Origin of the sequence: Reyranella humidisoli, assembly GCF_019039055.1 — a bacterium.
Classification (GTDB): domain Bacteria; phylum Pseudomonadota; class Alphaproteobacteria; order Reyranellales; family Reyranellaceae; genus Reyranella; species Reyranella humidisoli.
In genome coordinates, this window is sequence record NZ_JAHOPB010000001.1 from 2,378,682 (window position 1) to 2,393,518 (window position 14,837).

Consider the following 14,837-nt stretch of genomic DNA (forward strand, 5'->3'; position numbering starts at 1 on the left):
GTGGCGTCAGCGGACCGTGCCGCTCGCGCGCACCAGCATCACGGTGGCGACGAGGGCAATCATTCCGATCACGAACGTGACGGCGAGCACGCCCTGGGCGCCGTAGTTGGCCATCACCGCGGCGAGCACCGGCGGGGCGGCGGCCGAGACGATGCCCTGCGGCAGGGCGAGGCGGCCGAGATAGGTGCCGAACTGGGCGCGTCCGAACAAGGCGAGCGGCAGCGTGGCGCGCAGGACCGCCTTCAGGCCGTTGGCGATGCCGTAGGCGACGAGGCAGAGCAGGGCGACCGCGAAGTTGCCACCGGCCAGAAAGGCGAGCCCGAGACCCAGCGGCAGGACGGCGGCGGCAAACAATGTCGAAGAGCTGATCGCGTAACGATGGCCGAACACGAGTTCGACAACCCGCACGGCGACCTGCGCCGGTCCGATCAGCGAGGCGAGCAGCAGGGCGGAAGCAGGATCGTGACCCAGCCCGCGCATCACGCCGATCGCGTGCACGATGAAGCCGGTGAAAATGAAAGCGCCACAGGAGAAGGCGACCGCCAGCAAGAGGAAGATGCGTTTGGTGTGATCCGAGGGCGGTGGCGTGGGCGTCGCGCCGGCCGCCGCGTGCGTGCCGACTTTCGGCCGGCCAGGCAGCACCAGCAGATGGACCGGCGCGCAGACCAGGAGATGGATCGCGGCATAGACGAGCAATACGCCGCGCCAGCTCAGGAATGTTTCGAGTGCCTCGGAGAGCGGCCAGAAAACGGTCGAGGCGAATCCGCCGATGATGGCGAGAACAGCGATCGCCTGGCGTGCGCGGCTGCCCGCGATCTGTGCCAGCGCGATGCTGGCCGGCGTGTTCAACGCCAGGGTCGAGGCGATGCCCATGGCGGCCCAGCACAGCAGGTAGCTCACGAGTCCTTGCGAGAAGGAAAGCGCGGCGAGCGACAGCGCGTAGACGATCGACCCGATGGCCATCACCGAGCGCGCGCCCGTGCGGTCGAGCAATCGGCCGACCCGTGGCGCGAAGAGGGCGCCGACGCCGAACATCACGGTGATGCCGCCATAGACGACCTCGCTCGGAAGGTCGAGGTCGCGCTCGAAGTGGCGGCCCAGCACCGAAGGCATCAGGAAGGTGGTGCCCCAGCCCACGATCTGGGTGAGGCAAAGCCCGACGGTCGCCTTGGCCGCTGCCGTGACTTTCACGCCGCGTGTGACCGCTCGGGATAGAGCGACAGCAGGCCGGCCTCGCTGGCGTCGCAGACGCCGCGCTCGGTGATCAACGCCGTCACGAGACGTGCCGGCGTCACGTCGAAGGCGGGATTGGCGCCGGCGCTGCCCTCGGGAAGGATCTGCACTGTTGCGAGTTCACCGGTCTCGGTGCGTCCCGTCATGTGCGACAGTTCGCGGGCGCTGCGCTCCTCGATCGGAATGTCGCGCACGCCGTCGGCGATCGTCCAGTCGATGGTCGGATAGGGCAGGCCGACATAGAAGGGCACGCCGTTGTCGTGCGCCGCCAGCGCCTTCAGGTAGGTGCCGATCTTGTTGCAGACGTCGCCGCCGCGCGTCGTGCGGTCGGTGCCGGTGATGACGAAATCGACCTGGTCGTGCTGCATCAGGTGGCCGCCGGCATTGTCTGCGATGACCGTGTGGGGCACGCCGTGCTTGCTCAGTTCCCATGCCGTCAGGCTGGCGCCCTGATTGCGTGGCCGCGTTTCGTCGACCCAGACGTGGATGGGGATGCCGGCATCGTGCGCCTGGTAGATCGGCGCCAATGCCGTGCCCCAGTCCACGGTGGCCAGCCAGCCCGCGTTGCAGTGGGTGAGGGCGTTGATGCGGCCGCTACTGTCGCGTGGCTTGAGTTTGCGGATCAGGCCCAGCCCGTTCTCGCCGATGCGGCGGCAGATCTCGGCATCCTCGTCGCAGATCTCGGCGGCGCGACGATAGGCGGCCTCGCGCCGCTGGGCGGGCGGCAACGGTGCCAGCAGCGCGCGCAGATCGTCGAGCGCCCAGCGCAGGTTCACCGCCGTCGGTCGCGACTCCAGCAGCACCGTGTAGGCGCGCGCCAGCATCGCGTCGGACGGATCGGCCGCCATTGCGAGCGCCATGCCGTAAGCCGCGGCCGCGCCGATCAGCGGCGCGCCGCGCACGATCATGGTGCGGATCGCGACCTCGGCATCCTCCATCGTGCGGAAATCGCGCACCACGAAACGATGGGGCAGCAGGGTCTGGTCGATGGCCTGGACGGTCGTGCCGTCGGCGCCGAGCCAGATGGTGCGATAAGGCGTGCCGTCTACTTTCACGCCGCCACTTTAGACGGCGCGTGCCACCGCGTCGATTATCGCCGCCGAATCGAGCCCGTAGGTTCGATAGAGATCGGGGATGTCGCCGGACTGGCCGAACTTCTCGATGCCGAGCGGCACCACCCGCTGGCCGCGCACCGAACCCAGCCACGACAGCGCCAGCGGATGGCCGTCCATCACCGTCACGATGCGCGCATCGCGCGACAGGGGTGCCAGCAGCCGCTCGATCGGGCTCATCGACCGGTCGACCAGACCCGCCGTGCGGCCGCGATTTCGCTGCGCAGCCAGCCAATCGGTGTGCAGCCGGTCGGGCGAGGTGAGCACCAGCAGGCCGGCGCCGCCAAAGTCGCGCGCGATGCTTTCATGCGCGGCGACGGCCTCGGGCGTCACCGCGCCCATGGCGACGATGGCCACGTCGGCGCCTTCCTCGGGCGGGGCGTACCAGTAGCCGCCGGAAACGATGTCGCTCTGCTGGTCCGGCGTCAGCGTGCGCTCGGGCTGTGCGAGGCTGCGCGTCGACAGGCGCAGGTAGATCGAGCCGCCATTCTCCTGCTGCATGTACTCGAAGCCGTGGCGCATCAGCACCGCCAGCTCGTCGACATAGGCCGGCTCGTAACTGACGAGGCCGGGCTGTCCCATCCCGATCAGCGGCGTATGGATACTCTGATGCGCGCCGCCTTCGGGGGCGAGCGTCACGCCCGACGGCGTCGCCACCAGCATGAAGCGGGAATCCTGGTAGCAGGCATAGTTCAGCGCATCGAGGCCGCGCGCGATGAACGGGTCGTAGAGCGTGCCGATCGGCAGCAGGCGCGCGCCGAACAGCTGGTGGCTGAGGCCCATCGCGGCGAGCTGGATGAACAGGTTGTTCTCGGCGATGCCCAGTTCGACATGCTGGCCCTTCGGCGTCTGGCGCCACAGCTGAGCCGACACGACCTTCAGCTCGCGGAACACGTCCTCGGCCTCGGTGTGGCCGAACAGGCCGCGCCGGTTCACCCAGGCGCCGAGGTTGGTCGAGACCGTGACGTCTGGCGAGGTCGTGACGATGTGGCGGGCGAGCTCGCCGTCTTCCGACGCGATCGCGTTCAGGATCTTGCCGAACCCTTCCTGCGTGCTCGACTTCTTGTCATTGGGCTTTGTGAGCTGCGCCGGGATGGCGACGACCGGCGCCTCGGTGCGGCGTCGGCCCTCGGCGTTGAACGGGGCGGCGTCGAGGAAGGCCTGCAGATCGGCCGGCGCGGAGGTGAGGCCCGCGAACTTGTCCCACTCCTGCCCGTCCTCGATCCCCATGCCTTTCTTGAAGCCCGCCATCTGGTCGAGCGTCATCAGGCCGGAGTGATTGTCCTTGTGGCCGGCGAAGGGCAGGCCCTGGCCCTTGATCGTGTAGGCGATGAAGCAGGTCGGCGTGTCGTCGTTCACGCCCTCGAAGGCGTCGACCACGGCCTGCATGTCGTTGCCGGCCAGGTTGGTCATCAGCCTGTGCAGCGAGGCGTCGTCATGCTGCTCGAGGATGCGGCGGATGCCGGGATACTGGTTGAGATCGCGCGTCAGCGCCTCGCGCCAGCCGGCGCCGCCCTTGAACACCAGCGCCGAGTAGAGCGAGTTGGGGCAGGCGTCGATCCACTCGCGCAGATGCGCGCCGTCGGGCTGCGTGAAGGAGGTCTCCAGCAGCTTGCCGTATTTCAGCGTGACGACCCGCCAGCCGACCAGCTCGAACATCTCCGCGACCCGGCCGAACAGCCGGTCGTTCACCACGCCGTCGAGGCTCTGGCGATTGTAGTCGATCACCCACCACAGGTTCCGGACGTCGTGCTTCCAGCCTTCGAGCAGCGCCTCGAAGATGTTGCCCTCGTCGAGCTCGGCGTCGCCGACCAGCGCCACCATGCGTCCCGTCGGCCGCTTGCCGTCACCGAGGTTCTTGAGACGCACATAGTCCTGCACGATCGACGAGAACAGCGTCATGGCGACGCCGAGGCCGACCGAGCCGGTCGAGAAATCGACGTCGTCCACGTCCTTGGTGCGCGACGGATAGGATTGCGCGCCGCCCAGTGCGCGGAAGCGTTCGAGCTTTTCGCGGGTCTGGTGTCCGAACAGGTACTGGATGGCGTGGAACACCGGCGAGGCGTGCGGCTTCACCGCGATGCGATCCTCCGGCCGCAGCACCGAGAAGTAGAGCGCCGACAGCACCGTCGCCAGCGAGGCGCAGGAGGCCTGGTGGCCGCCGACCTTCAGGCCGTCGCGATTGGGACGGATGTGGTTGGCGTGATGGATCGTCCAGGCGCTGAGCCACAGCACCTTGCGTTCCAATTCACGGAGGAGGCGGAGGCGCTGGACGGGGGCGAGAGTGCTCATTGCCAACGGATACTCCTGACGAGCTGGAAGGTCCTTGCGTTCAGGTCGCCGAACGGGCTGTATAGGGTAGAACTATCCTCGATAGGGACGTTTTGAGCAATGATCTCCCTTGATGCGATCGACCGGCGCATTCTCGAACGGCTGCAGCACGACGGCCGCCTGAGCAACGCCGACCTCGCCGAGCAGGTCGGCCTGTCCTCCTCGCCGTGCTGGCGGCGGGTCAAGGCGCTGGAGGAGGCGGGCGTCATCAAGGGCTATGCCGCCCAGGTCGACGCCAAGTCGGTGGGCCTGTCGGTCAACGTGTTCGTGAGCGTCTCGCTCTCGACCCAGAACGAGAAGGCCCTGAAGGACTTCGAGCGCGCCGCGGCGGAACGGCCCGAGGTGATGGAATGCTACCTGATGACGGGCGACAGCGACTACCTGCTGCGTGTCGTGGTGCCCGACCTCGAAGCCTACGAGCGCTTCGTGATGGACTTCACCAAGATCCAGGGCATCGCGCAGATCCGCAGTTCGTTTGCGCTGCGCCCGGTGAAGCAGGGTGCGGCGCTGCCGCTTGCTCCTCATATTCCTCTCCCCCGCTAGGGGGAGAGGCTAGGTGAGGGGGCGAGTCGAAGCGTTTGTGCGCAACCCCCTCACCCAACCTCTCCCCCTAGCGGGGGCGAGGAGTCTGAAAGAGAGAGTTGTCGCTACTCCAGTTCGATCACACCGCTCATCATCGGCTTGCAGCGACCGCCGATGTAGGTCGCGATGACCTTGCCGGCCTTCTTCTCGGCCGAGGCCTGCAGCACGCTGGGGCGGCCCATGTCGAAGCCCTGGCCGATCGTCTTGGCCAGAGTGATGTTGGTCTCTGGCCGGTGATGCGTCAGCACGCCGATCAGGGCAACGTTGGCCGCACCCGTCGCAGGATCCTCGGGGATGCCGTGCTCCGGCGCGAACATGCGGGTTTGGACGTCGATCTCGCCGTCCTTCGCCTGAACGTAGAGATGGATGCCGACGATGCGCTCGCGCGGCAGGTCGCGCGCGAAGATCTCGGCACGCGGTGCGGCGCGCTTGAGGGCCTCGCGCGACTTCAGTTCGACGAACAGCAGGGGGGCGCCGCAGGAGGCGACGCGGGGCGGATGGACGTCGAGCTTCAGGTCCTCCGGCTTCAGCGAGCAGGCCTGGGCCACGAGGGCGGGATCGATCTCCTCGCCGAAGCTCAGGGGCACCGGGGCGGCCAGGCGGGTCGCCACGACGGCGCCGCCTTCGCGGACGATGTCCATGTTCACCAGCCCGGCCTTTTCCTCGAAGACCAGCCGGTCGCCGGTCACCGGACGGCCGTAGCTGGTGCCGGCGCGGGCCAGCACGAAGGCGGTGCCGACATTGGGATGGCCGGCGAAGGGCATCTCGGCCTTGGGCGTGAAGATCCGGACCTCGGCGGTGTGGGCCGGGTTCCGGGGCGGCAGGACGAAGGTCGTCTCGGCCAGGTTGAACTCGGCGGCGATGGCCTGCATCCGTTCGCCCGACAGGCCCTGGGCATTGGTGATGACGGCCAGCGGGTTGCCCCCGAACTGGCGGTCCGTGAAGACGTCCACGGTGACGAAATCGAGTTTCATGATTTCAAATTTCGCACGGCGCGCTAATCTCGATTCATGACCAAAGCTCAGGCTGCCCCCAGAATCTCTCACGGTATCTCTTACGATCACGGCGTCTCGGAGAAGAAGCTGATCGGCGAAACGATCGGCGCTTTCTTCGACCGCACCGTCGAGGCCCATCGCGACCGCGAAGCGCTGGTGGTGCGCCACCAGAACGTGCGCTGGAGCTGGGGCGAACTGGGGCGCCGGGTCGACGAGTTGGCGGCGGGCCTGCTGACCTTGGGCCTCGAGCGCGGCGACAGGGTCGGCATCTGGTCACCCAACACGTCGGAATGGACGCTGGCGCAGTTCGCGACCGCGAAAGCGGGGCTCGTGCTGGTGAACGTGAACCCGGCCTACCGCCGCGCCGAGCTCGAATATGCGATGAACAAGGTCGAGTGCCGTGCGCTGATCCTGGCGCCGGCGCTCAAGACCTCGAACTATCTCGAGATCGTCGAGGACCTGGTGAAGGACGGCAAGCTGCCGCACCTGAAGCACGTCATCCGGCTCGGCAAGGAGAAGACGCCGGGCATGTTGAACTTCGACGATGTCGCGACGGCCGGCGGCAATGCCGAGAAGGCGCGCATCGCCGAACTGGCGCCGCTGCTGCAGTTCGACGACGCGATCAACATCCAGTTCACCTCGGGCACCACCGGCTTCCCCAAGGGCGCCACGCTCAGCCACCACAACATCCTGAACAACGGCTACTTCGTGGGCGAAGGACTGAAGCTCACGCCCGAGGACCGGCTGTGTATCCCCGTGCCGCTCTACCATTGCTTCGGCATGGTGATGGGCAACCTGGGCTGCCTGACGCACGGCTCGACGATGGTCTATCCGTCCGAGGCTTTCGATCCGCTGGCGACGCTGCAGGCGGTCGCCGAGGAGCGCTGCACGGCATTGTACGGCGTGCCCACCATGTTCATCGCCCAGCTCGACCATCCCGAGTTTGCGAAGTTCGACCTCAAGAGCCTGCGTACCGGCATCATGGCGGGCTCGCCCTGTCCCATCGAGGTGATGAAGAAGGTGCAGAGCCACATGCACATGGGCGAGGTCACCATCGCCTATGGCATGACCGAGACCTCACCGGTCTCGACCCAGTGCGCCACCGACGATCCGGTGGAGCGCCGCGTCTCGACCGTGGGCCAGGTGTTGCCGCACATCGAGATCAAGATCGTCGACACCGAGGGCCGCACCGTGCCGCGCGGCGAGACCGGCGAGTTCTGCACCCGCGGCTACTCCGTGATGAAGGGCTACTGGAACGACGAGGCCAAGACCAGGGAGGCCGTCGACGAGGCCGGCTGGATGCACACCGGCGACCTCGCGACCATGGACGAGCAGGGCTACGTCAACATCGTCGGCCGCCTCAAGGACATGATCATCCGCGGCGGCGAGAACGTCTATCCGCGCGAGATCGAGGAGTTCCTCTACCGTCACCCGAAGGTACAGGACGTGCAGGTGATCGGCGTGCCCGATCCGCGCTACGGCGAGGCGGTCTGCGCCTGGATCAAGCTGCACGCCGGCCAGACGACGACCGACGAGGAGATCCGCACCTTCTGCCAGGGCCAGATCGCCCACTACAAGATCCCGCGCTACATCGAGTTCGTGCCGGAATTCCCGATGACCATCACCGGCAAGATCCAGAAGTTCGTGATGCGCGAACAGACGATCGAGAAGCTCGGGCTCACGGCGCAGAAGACGGCTTAGCGGACACTGTGCGCCTTCCCGCCCTTCGAGACGCGCCTCTACGAGGCGTTCCTCAGGGTGAGGTTCTGGTGTTTCGCTTGATTCATTCTACCTCATCCTGAGGAGCACGCCGCAGGCGTGCGTCTCGAAGGATGGGCCACGGACGCGGTGCTTACGGCCGGTGCGCCTCCAGGAACATCCGGATGTGGCGCACCGCGAGCGGCACCCGTTCGGGCGTGTCCTTCCACGGATAGAGCGTGACCTGCGAATTGGGCGACAGCATCGCCACTTCCATCGCGACCTTGTAGGGATGCGGCGGGCTGTCGTCGGGGGCGACGAGGATCGGTGTCTTGCAGCTCTTCACGAAGTCGCGCGGCACGGTGAACACGAAGTCGGCCTTCTTCGTGTACATGTTGGTGAGGTACTGGCTCACCTGCTCCATCGTGTATTCGGGCCGCTTGGCCACGAAGTCGGGGCCCCAGCCCTTCATGTTGTTGTCGTAGAACTGGTTCGGCAGCTCGGGCCGGAAGCCGGAGGGCTGCGTCAGCACGGCGGCGATGACGCGGTCGCCCACCCGCTTGATCAGGTTCCAGATCAGCGGCTGGCCGATGCAGTAGCCGAGTACCATGAACTGCTTCGCGCCGAGATGGTCCATCAGGCCGACATGGTCGTCGGTGATGGCGTCCCAGGTGCGCTCGATGTCGAGCGGGCCGGTCGACTGGCCACCATTGGCATTGCGCAGGTCGGCGCAGATGCAGCGAAACCGGTCGCTGAATTCGCGCATCGCGTTGAACGGGTGGGTCTTGTCGAGGCCCGCGATGGTCGAGTTCAGCCCGCCGCCGGGAATGATCAGCAGCGGCAGACCCGAGCCCATCTCTTCGTAGTGAATGCGGACGTCGCCTTTTTCGTAGAACGGCATGGTGTTTTCTCCCCGCCGCCAGCCTGCCATGCCACAGATCACGACGCAAAGATCAGACAGGTCGTTGTGCCATGCGCTAAGAGGCGGCCTTTCTGATCGGTGATGCGACCTTCCGCGGTGCCGACGCGGCGGCCCGCGTTCAGCACGAGTCCTTCGGCGTGGATCAGGCCGGTTTCCGGTGTGATCGGCCGCAGCAGCGAGATCTTGAACTCGACCGTCGTCTGCGAAAGTCCCTTGGCCAGGGTCGTCTGGACCGCGAGGCCCATGCAGCTATCGAGCAGGGTCGCCGCAAGTCCGCCATGCACAGTGCCGGAGGGATTGAGATGCCGGTCGGTCGGCACGATCGAGACGACGACCCTGCCGTTTGCCGCCTCGACCACGTCGTAGCCCAGCGTCTCGGCAATCGTGTTGAGCGGCAGCGTGCCGTTCGCGAGTCCCTGCACGAATTCGAGGCCGGTCATGTCCCGTCGGCCCTCGGCGCTGACGGTTCCATAGGTCTTGGGGTTGGCTGGGCTCGACATCGGCTGGCTCCACGACTGCGGTTTCTCTCGTACGCTTACCGTGGAATGCCGTTGGCATCTGGCCGGATTCGGACCCGGTCGCCCTTCCTCTATCCCAGCAGCCGCTTCACCACGTCGAGCTGGATGTGGGCGGCGTCGACCATCTCGGCGATCGGCACGCTCTCATTGGCGGCATGGCCCTGCGCGCCGGAGCCCGGACCGAAGTTGATGATCTCGATGCCGTCGTCGGCATAGTAGCGGCCGTCGCTCACGCCGGTGGCGTTGAGGAACTTCACCTTGCGGCGGCTGTGGGTCTTCACCGCCGCTTCGAACGCGCCGACCGCCGCGCCGTTCTCGGGCGCGAAGAAGCCGTTGGTGCCGGTCAGGAACTCGACGCCGTACATCGCCTTCGGCTCGCCGACGCCGTCGACCACTTTCTTCAGTTCCTTGAACGCATCCTTGACCTTCTCGTTGGGCAGCAGGCGGCGGTCGATCTCGACGGTGCAGGCCGAGGGCACGACGTTGGTGTTGTGGCCGCCGTGGAACATGCCGATGTTCACGGTCGACTTCATTGCGCCGGAGACGCGCGTGGCCAGGGCCATGTCGTAGTAGGAGCTCAGCGCGCCCACGAGGCGCATCATGCGCAGGATGGCGTTATCGCCGGCCGCCGGGTTGCCGGCATGGGCGGCGCGGCCCTTGGTGGTGAGGCGTGCCCACATGACGCCGCGCTCGGCCACGATCAGGTTGTTCTCGGTCTGCGCGCCCAGGATCAGCGCGTCGGGCCGAACCTTGCCGCTCTTGCGGAGGAACTCCATGCCCTCGGGTCCGAGATTCTCCTCGTCGGCCACGAAGGTGAAGATCAGCTCGCCCGAGGCCGGACCACCGCGGCGCGCGATCTCCTCGGCGATCCAGATCTGCACCGCCATGCTGCCCTTGCAGTTGCCGGCGCCGAGGCCGTGGACCAGCCCGTTCTTCACCAGCGCCTTGTAGGGATCGCTCTTCCAGTTGGAGCGCTCGCCGACGCCCACCGTGTCGACATGGGCGTTGAAGGCGATGACCGGGCCTTTCGCCTTGCCCTTCATCCGCGCCACGACATTGTCGACGCCCTTCTTGTGCGTCGCGATCTCGACCTTGTAGCCCGCCTTTTTCAGGCGCTTCGCCGTATAGGCGCAGATCTCGACCGAGGTGCCGGGCGGGTAGGGGCTCGGCAGGGCGATCAGGTCGGACAGGATTGCAACGAGTTCGGACTGCATCTTCTTGGACATGGCACGATTACTTTCTGAAAGGTTATCCGTCGTCCTGAGCGGAGCGTAGCGTAGTCGAAGGACCTCTTTTCGCGAAGAGAGGCCCTTCGACTACGCGCCCCAAGGGCGCTCCGCCCAGGGCGACGGAGGGTTAGCGGTTTGCGAGCTCGGCCAGTACCTCGACCAGCACGCGGGCGCCGGCGGCGAGGTCCTGGGGCGTGGCGTTCTCGATCTCGTTGTGGCTGATGCCGCGCTCGCAGGGCACGAAGATCATGCCGGTGGGACAGAGATGGGCGATGTGCATGGCGTCGTGGCCGGCGCCCGAGGGCATGTCCATGTTGGTGAGCCTGAGCGCATTGGTCTTGGCGCGCACCATGTCGATCACCATCGGATCGAAGTTGGTCGGCGGCACGGCCGTCACGCGCTCGATGCCGGCGGTGCAGGGGGCGGCCTTCATCGCCACGATCTCCTTCAGCTTCTTCTCATGCGCTTCCAGCACGGCGTCGTCGGGATGCCGCATGTCGATGGTGAAGGTCGTGCGGCCCGGCACCGTGTTGGGCGAACCCGGACCGACATCGACCCGGCCGATGGTGAAGCGCAGCATATCGTCCTTGTCGGTCGTCGCCTCGTACATCGCGTGCGCGATGCGAAGGGCGGCGGCAAATGCATCCTTGCGGGCCGCGCGCGGCGTCGTGCCGGCATGCGCCTCTTCGCCCTCGGTCGTGACGATGTAGCGGCGGCTGCCCTGGATGGCGGTGACGACGCCGATCGTCGTAGCCGCATTCTCCAGCCGCGGGCCCTGCTCGATATGGGCCTCGACATAGCCGTCGAGCGGGAAGCCGGGCTTGCCCTCGCGCATCGGCGCGGGTGCGGCCTTCAGCGTCTCCGCGAGCGCGTCCTTCAGCACGACACCCTTCCAGTCCTTCACCTGCAACATCTGGTCGAGATCGTTGTGGCCGGCGAACACCGCCGAGCCCATGGCGCCGGGCTGGAAGCGCGAGCCTTCCTCGTTGGTCCAGGCGACGGCCACGACGGGACGCTTCGTCTTCACGCCGGCATCCTCCAGGGCTTCCAGAGCCTCGAAGGCGGCGAGCACGCCGTACATGCCGTCGAAGCGGCCGCCAGTCGGCTGGCTGTCCATGTGCGAGCCGCTCATCACCGGCAGCGCGTTGGGATCGGAGCCTTCGCGGCGCACGAAGAGGTTGCCGATGGCATCGGTCGAGATCGAGAAGCCGCGCGCTTTTGCCCAAGAACCGAGCAGGTTGCGGGCCGCCGCGTCCTCCGCCGAGAGCGCCTGCCGGTTCACGCCGCCCTTCGGCGTGCCGCCCAGCTTCGCCATGTCGGCGTGCCGCCGCCATAGCCGCTCTTCCCTGATCGCTTCGGCCGCGCCCATCTCGCCTCCACAAGCTTGTCGCGCGAGCTATAGCCGCGCCATAGTCGGGCTTCAATCGCCCGCACTCGGGCGGCGCGTCTCCGGGGGCCTCATGCACGACCATCTCGACCGCAACCTGATCGGCTATGGCGCCAATCCGCCGGACGCGCAGTGGCCGGGTGATGCCCGCATCGCGGTGAGCTTCGTGCTGAACTACGAGGAGGGCGGGGAGAATACGGTCCTGAACGGCGATGCGGCGTCCGAGGTCTTCCTGACCGAGACGCCGGGCGGCGCGCCGCTCGTGGGAGCCCGCGATCTGTCCACCGAGTCGATGTACGAGTACGGCAGCCGCGCCGGCTTCTGGCGCATCCTGAGGCTTTTCCAGGAGCGCAACATGCGCTTCACCTCTTGGGCGGTGGGCCGTGCGCTGGAACTCAATCCCGCCGCCGGCAAGGCGATGGCCGACGCCGGCCACGAGGTGGCGAGCCATGGCTGGCGCTGGATCAACTACAAGGACTTCACGCTCGAGCAGGAGCTCGACCACATGAAGAAGGCGGTGAAGGCGATCAGGCAGGCCGCCGGCCGCGCGCCGGTCGGCTGGTACACCGGCCGCTTCGGCATGCACACGCTCGAAGCCGTCGTGAAGCATGGCGGCTTCCTCTATTCGAGCGATTCCTACAGCGACGATCTTCCCTACTGGGTGAAGGTGTCGGGAGAGCCGCACCTGATCATTCCCTACACGCTGGAAGTGAACGACATGAAGTTCAGTGTCGCGCCCGGCTACTCCGCGGGCGACGGCTGGCTGCAGGCAATGAAAGACAGTTTCGACGTCCTCTATGCCGAGGGCGCGCGGTCGCCCAAGATGATGTCGATCGGCCTGCATTGCCGGCTCGCCGGCCGGCCGAGCCGCGCCGCGACCCTGGCACGCTTCCTCGACTACGTGGCGTCGAAGCCCAGGGTCTGGGTGGCGACGCGCGAGGAGATCGCGCGGCACTGGATCGAGACACATCCGGCCGGTGCAGCCTGAAAGCTGCCTGCACCGTTACAAATGGTACACGAATGCGTCGGCGGCGATGCCGCCGCGCAAAGGTGTGCGTGTCCGGCGTTCTTGGAGGCAAGCAAGCGTTTAAGTCAGCGTAGGCGGCAATTAACGAGGGTCGGCTCATGCCCCGTTCGTGTCTGCGGCATCGCAAATTCCTTCTTAGGGGCAGGCCGAGCCCAGGGTTTACCCTGGGGATAAAATCATGTGAACAATGGCGGGTCGTGAACATTCATCGAACCGCCACGCTCCCGCTCATGCTTGCCGCGCTCTGCGTCGGTTCGGGATGCGCCCAGAAGCCCGTCGAGACGGCCGTCGTCCCGCAGGGGCCTACGGAGCACGAGGCGTTCGTGAGGGCGCGCAAGAACGAGGTCTTGCAGTCGCTCGCCATTTGCGAGAGCGGAAGCTGGGGCCCGCATTCGAACCGCATCACCGGCGGACGCGGCACCTATCACGGTCGTTTCCAGTACACGCCCCGCACCTACATCACCATGCAGCAGAGGCGCGACGGTACCGTGCTGACGACCCAGGAAGCCATCGAGGCGGCGCAGGATTACGAGAAGGCCGCGTCACTCACCGAATGGGTGATGTTCGAGCAGGGCGAGACCTGGCACTGGCCCCTCTGCAACCGCAAGCTGGGCCTCACCGCCAAGGTCAAGGAAATCAACGCCCTGTAGGGCCGGACGAAAAGAATTCGCCCCTTCCTCCCGCCGACAGGCCGGGTGTAGCCTGATCCCGCAGCTGGCCCGGATGGATTGAAATCCACGAGATGGCGCAGTCTGCGGAGGAAACATCATGAAGATTCGCCGCCGCACGTTCGTGCATCTGGCTGTGGGCTCTGCTGCATTGCCCGCGGCCTCAAGTGTAGCGCTTGCCCAAGCCTATCCCTCGAAGCCCGCCCGCATCCTCGTCGGCTTTCCGGCCGGTGGGGCGACCGACATCCAGGCACGCCTGGCGGCCGAATGGCTGACCGAGCGCCTTGGGCAGCAATTCATCGTCGAGAACAAGCCCGGCGCCAGCGGCAACATCGCGACCGAGACGGTCGCAAAGGCCGCACCCGACGGCTACACGCTGCTGCAGGTCGTGACGCCGCATGCGATCAATGCCGCGCTCTATTCCAACCTTGGCTTCGACTTCATGCGCGACATCGCACCGGTCATCTGCGCCGCGCGGCTCGCCTATGTCGTCGTGGTGAATCCGTCTGTGCCGGCCGCGACGCTGCCGGAGTTCATCGCCTATGCCAAGGCCAACCCGGGCAAGATCAACTACGGCTCGGCGGGACAGGGCACGCCGCAGAACATCACCTGCGAACTCTTCAAGATGATGACCGGGCTGAACCTCGTCCACGTGCCCTACAAGGGCGGCGCGCCGGCCGTCGCCGACCTGATCGCCGGTCACGTGCAGGTGGTCTTCGCGCCCCTTTCGGAGGCGGTTCAGCAGATCAAGGCCGGCAAGCTGCGTGCGCTCGCGGTGACGACGGCGGCGCGTCTGGACGTGCTGCCCGACGTGCCACCGATCGCGGACTTCGTGCCGGGCTACGAGGCCAGTGGCTTCGCCGGCATCGGCGCGCCGAAGGGCACCCCGGCAGGTATCATCGAGCTGCTGAACAAGCAGCTGAATGCCGGCCTTGCCGATCCGAAGATCAGGAACCGGATCGTCGAGCTGGGCGGCACGCCGCTCGGCGGCACGCCCGCCGAATTCGCGAAGATTCTCTCGGAGGCCACCGAGAAATGGGCGAAGGTGATCAAGTTCGCCGGCATCAAGGCTGAATGATCCAGCCTCTCCGGCAGGCTATCGCCTGCAAGGCGAGGGTCCCTCACTTCGTTCGGG

General features: G+C 66.6%; 13 protein-coding genes. 5 read left to right on the top strand and 8 right to left on the bottom strand.

The genetic code is table 11. The features are described 5' to 3' along the window. Positions 1-6: 6 nt before the first annotated feature. From KQ910_RS11575 to KQ910_RS11585, 3 genes are read right to left on the bottom strand one after another with little or no spacing between them, the layout of a single operon-like run. Positions 7-1,191: an MFS transporter gene (locus tag KQ910_RS11575; RefSeq protein ID WP_216959855.1), complete on the bottom strand. Its 1,185-nt coding sequence runs from the start codon at positions 1,189-1,191 to the stop codon at positions 7-9. Beyond that, entirely contained in the window at positions 1,188-2,288 is a 1,101-nt protein-coding gene (gene mtnA, locus KQ910_RS11580; protein ID WP_216959859.1) for an S-methyl-5-thioribose-1-phosphate isomerase, read from the bottom strand. The genes KQ910_RS11575 and mtnA overlap by 4 nt, the downstream gene beginning before the upstream one ends. A 9-nt stretch (positions 2,289-2,297) precedes the next feature. Then, complete coding sequence (locus KQ910_RS11585; protein WP_216959862.1) at positions 2,298-4,637, bottom strand: thiamine pyrophosphate-binding protein; 2,340 nt, start codon at positions 4,635-4,637, stop codon at positions 2,298-2,300. 99 nt (positions 4,638-4,736) lie between these two features. Between KQ910_RS11585 and KQ910_RS11590 the strand changes: the two genes are divergently transcribed. Next, positions 4,737-5,219, top strand: a complete 483-nt coding sequence (locus KQ910_RS11590) for an Lrp/AsnC family transcriptional regulator (RefSeq protein ID WP_216959865.1) — start codon at positions 4,737-4,739, stop codon at positions 5,217-5,219. Between the two features lie 104 nt (positions 5,220-5,323). Here the strand turns inward: KQ910_RS11590 and KQ910_RS11595 are convergent, their stop codons facing one another. Then, complete coding sequence (locus tag KQ910_RS11595) at positions 5,324-6,232, bottom strand: PhzF family phenazine biosynthesis protein (RefSeq protein WP_216959868.1); 909 nt, start codon at positions 6,230-6,232, stop codon at positions 5,324-5,326. A 36-nt stretch (positions 6,233-6,268) separates the two neighbouring features. Between KQ910_RS11595 and KQ910_RS11600 the strand changes: the two genes are divergently transcribed. Continuing rightward, positions 6,269-7,954, top strand: coding sequence for an AMP-binding protein (locus KQ910_RS11600; RefSeq protein ID WP_216959871.1), 1,686 nt, complete (start codon positions 6,269-6,271; stop codon positions 7,952-7,954). Positions 7,955-8,105: 151 nt separating this feature from the next. Here the strand turns inward: KQ910_RS11600 and KQ910_RS11605 are convergent, their stop codons facing one another. The 4 genes from KQ910_RS11605 to KQ910_RS11620 form a co-directional block, all read right to left on the bottom strand. Next, positions 8,106-8,852: an alpha/beta fold hydrolase gene (locus KQ910_RS11605; protein ID WP_216959874.1), complete on the bottom strand. Its 747-nt coding sequence runs from the start codon at positions 8,850-8,852 to the stop codon at positions 8,106-8,108. A 38-nt stretch (positions 8,853-8,890) separates the two neighbouring features. Next, the gene (locus tag KQ910_RS11610) at positions 8,891-9,373 is read right to left on the bottom strand and encodes a PaaI family thioesterase (protein ID WP_216959877.1); all 483 of its coding nucleotides are present in this window, start codon (positions 9,371-9,373) and stop codon (positions 8,891-8,893) included. Between the two features lie 89 nt (positions 9,374-9,462). Further along, the gene (locus KQ910_RS11615) at positions 9,463-10,617 is read right to left on the bottom strand and encodes a M20 family metallopeptidase (RefSeq protein ID WP_216959879.1); all 1,155 of its coding nucleotides are present in this window, start codon (positions 10,615-10,617) and stop codon (positions 9,463-9,465) included. Positions 10,618-10,747: 130 nt separating this feature from the next. Further along, the gene (locus KQ910_RS11620; RefSeq protein WP_216959881.1) at positions 10,748-11,989 is read right to left on the bottom strand and encodes a Zn-dependent hydrolase; all 1,242 of its coding nucleotides are present in this window, start codon (positions 11,987-11,989) and stop codon (positions 10,748-10,750) included. A gap of 91 nt (positions 11,990-12,080) precedes the next feature. On the opposite strand from KQ910_RS11620, the gene puuE reads away from it, so the two are divergent. The 3 genes from puuE (at position 12,081) to KQ910_RS11635 (ending at position 14,780) form a co-directional block, all read left to right on the top strand. Continuing rightward, positions 12,081-12,995 (top strand): allantoinase PuuE, encoded by a 915-nt coding sequence (gene puuE / locus KQ910_RS11625; RefSeq protein WP_216959884.1) that lies wholly within the window; start codon positions 12,081-12,083, stop codon positions 12,993-12,995. 236 nt (positions 12,996-13,231) lie between these two features. Next, positions 13,232-13,684: a lysozyme family protein gene (locus KQ910_RS11630; RefSeq protein WP_216959885.1), complete on the top strand. Its 453-nt coding sequence runs from the start codon at positions 13,232-13,234 to the stop codon at positions 13,682-13,684. A gap of 118 nt (positions 13,685-13,802) precedes the next feature. After that, positions 13,803-14,780 carry a Bug family tripartite tricarboxylate transporter substrate binding protein gene (locus tag KQ910_RS11635; protein ID WP_216959887.1) on the top strand — a complete coding sequence of 326 codons (978 nt, stop codon included), beginning with the start codon at positions 13,803-13,805 and terminating at the stop codon, positions 14,778-14,780. Positions 14,781-14,837: the final 57 nt, after the last annotated feature.

What these genes read in the sequence shown, in the direction of transcription:
- KQ910_RS11585 (WP_216959862.1), bottom strand. Translation starts at nt 4,637, where the DNA reads ATGAGCACTCTCGCCCCCGTCCAGCGCCTCCGCCTCCTCCGTGAATTG.
- KQ910_RS11590 (WP_216959865.1), top strand. Translation starts at nt 4,737, where the DNA reads ATGATCTCCCTTGATGCGATCGACCGGCGCATTCTCGAACGGCTGCAG.
- KQ910_RS11595 (WP_216959868.1), bottom strand. Translation starts at nt 6,232, where the DNA reads ATGAAACTCGATTTCGTCACCGTGGACGTCTTCACGGACCGCCAGTTC.
- KQ910_RS11600 (WP_216959871.1), top strand. Translation starts at nt 6,269, where the DNA reads ATGACCAAAGCTCAGGCTGCCCCCAGAATCTCTCACGGTATCTCTTAC.
- KQ910_RS11605 (WP_216959874.1), bottom strand. Translation starts at nt 8,852, where the DNA reads ATGCCGTTCTACGAAAAAGGCGACGTCCGCATTCACTACGAAGAGATG.
- KQ910_RS11610 (WP_216959877.1), bottom strand. Translation starts at nt 9,373, where the DNA reads ATGTCGAGCCCAGCCAACCCCAAGACCTATGGAACCGTCAGCGCCGAG.
- KQ910_RS11615 (WP_216959879.1), bottom strand. Translation starts at nt 10,617, where the DNA reads ATGTCCAAGAAGATGCAGTCCGAACTCGTTGCAATCCTGTCCGACCTG.
- KQ910_RS11620 (WP_216959881.1), bottom strand. Translation starts at nt 11,989, where the DNA reads ATGGGCGCGGCCGAAGCGATCAGGGAAGAGCGGCTATGGCGGCGGCAC.
- puuE (WP_216959884.1), top strand. Translation starts at nt 12,081, where the DNA reads ATGCACGACCATCTCGACCGCAACCTGATCGGCTATGGCGCCAATCCG.
- KQ910_RS11635 (WP_216959887.1), top strand. Translation starts at nt 13,803, where the DNA reads ATGAAGATTCGCCGCCGCACGTTCGTGCATCTGGCTGTGGGCTCTGCT.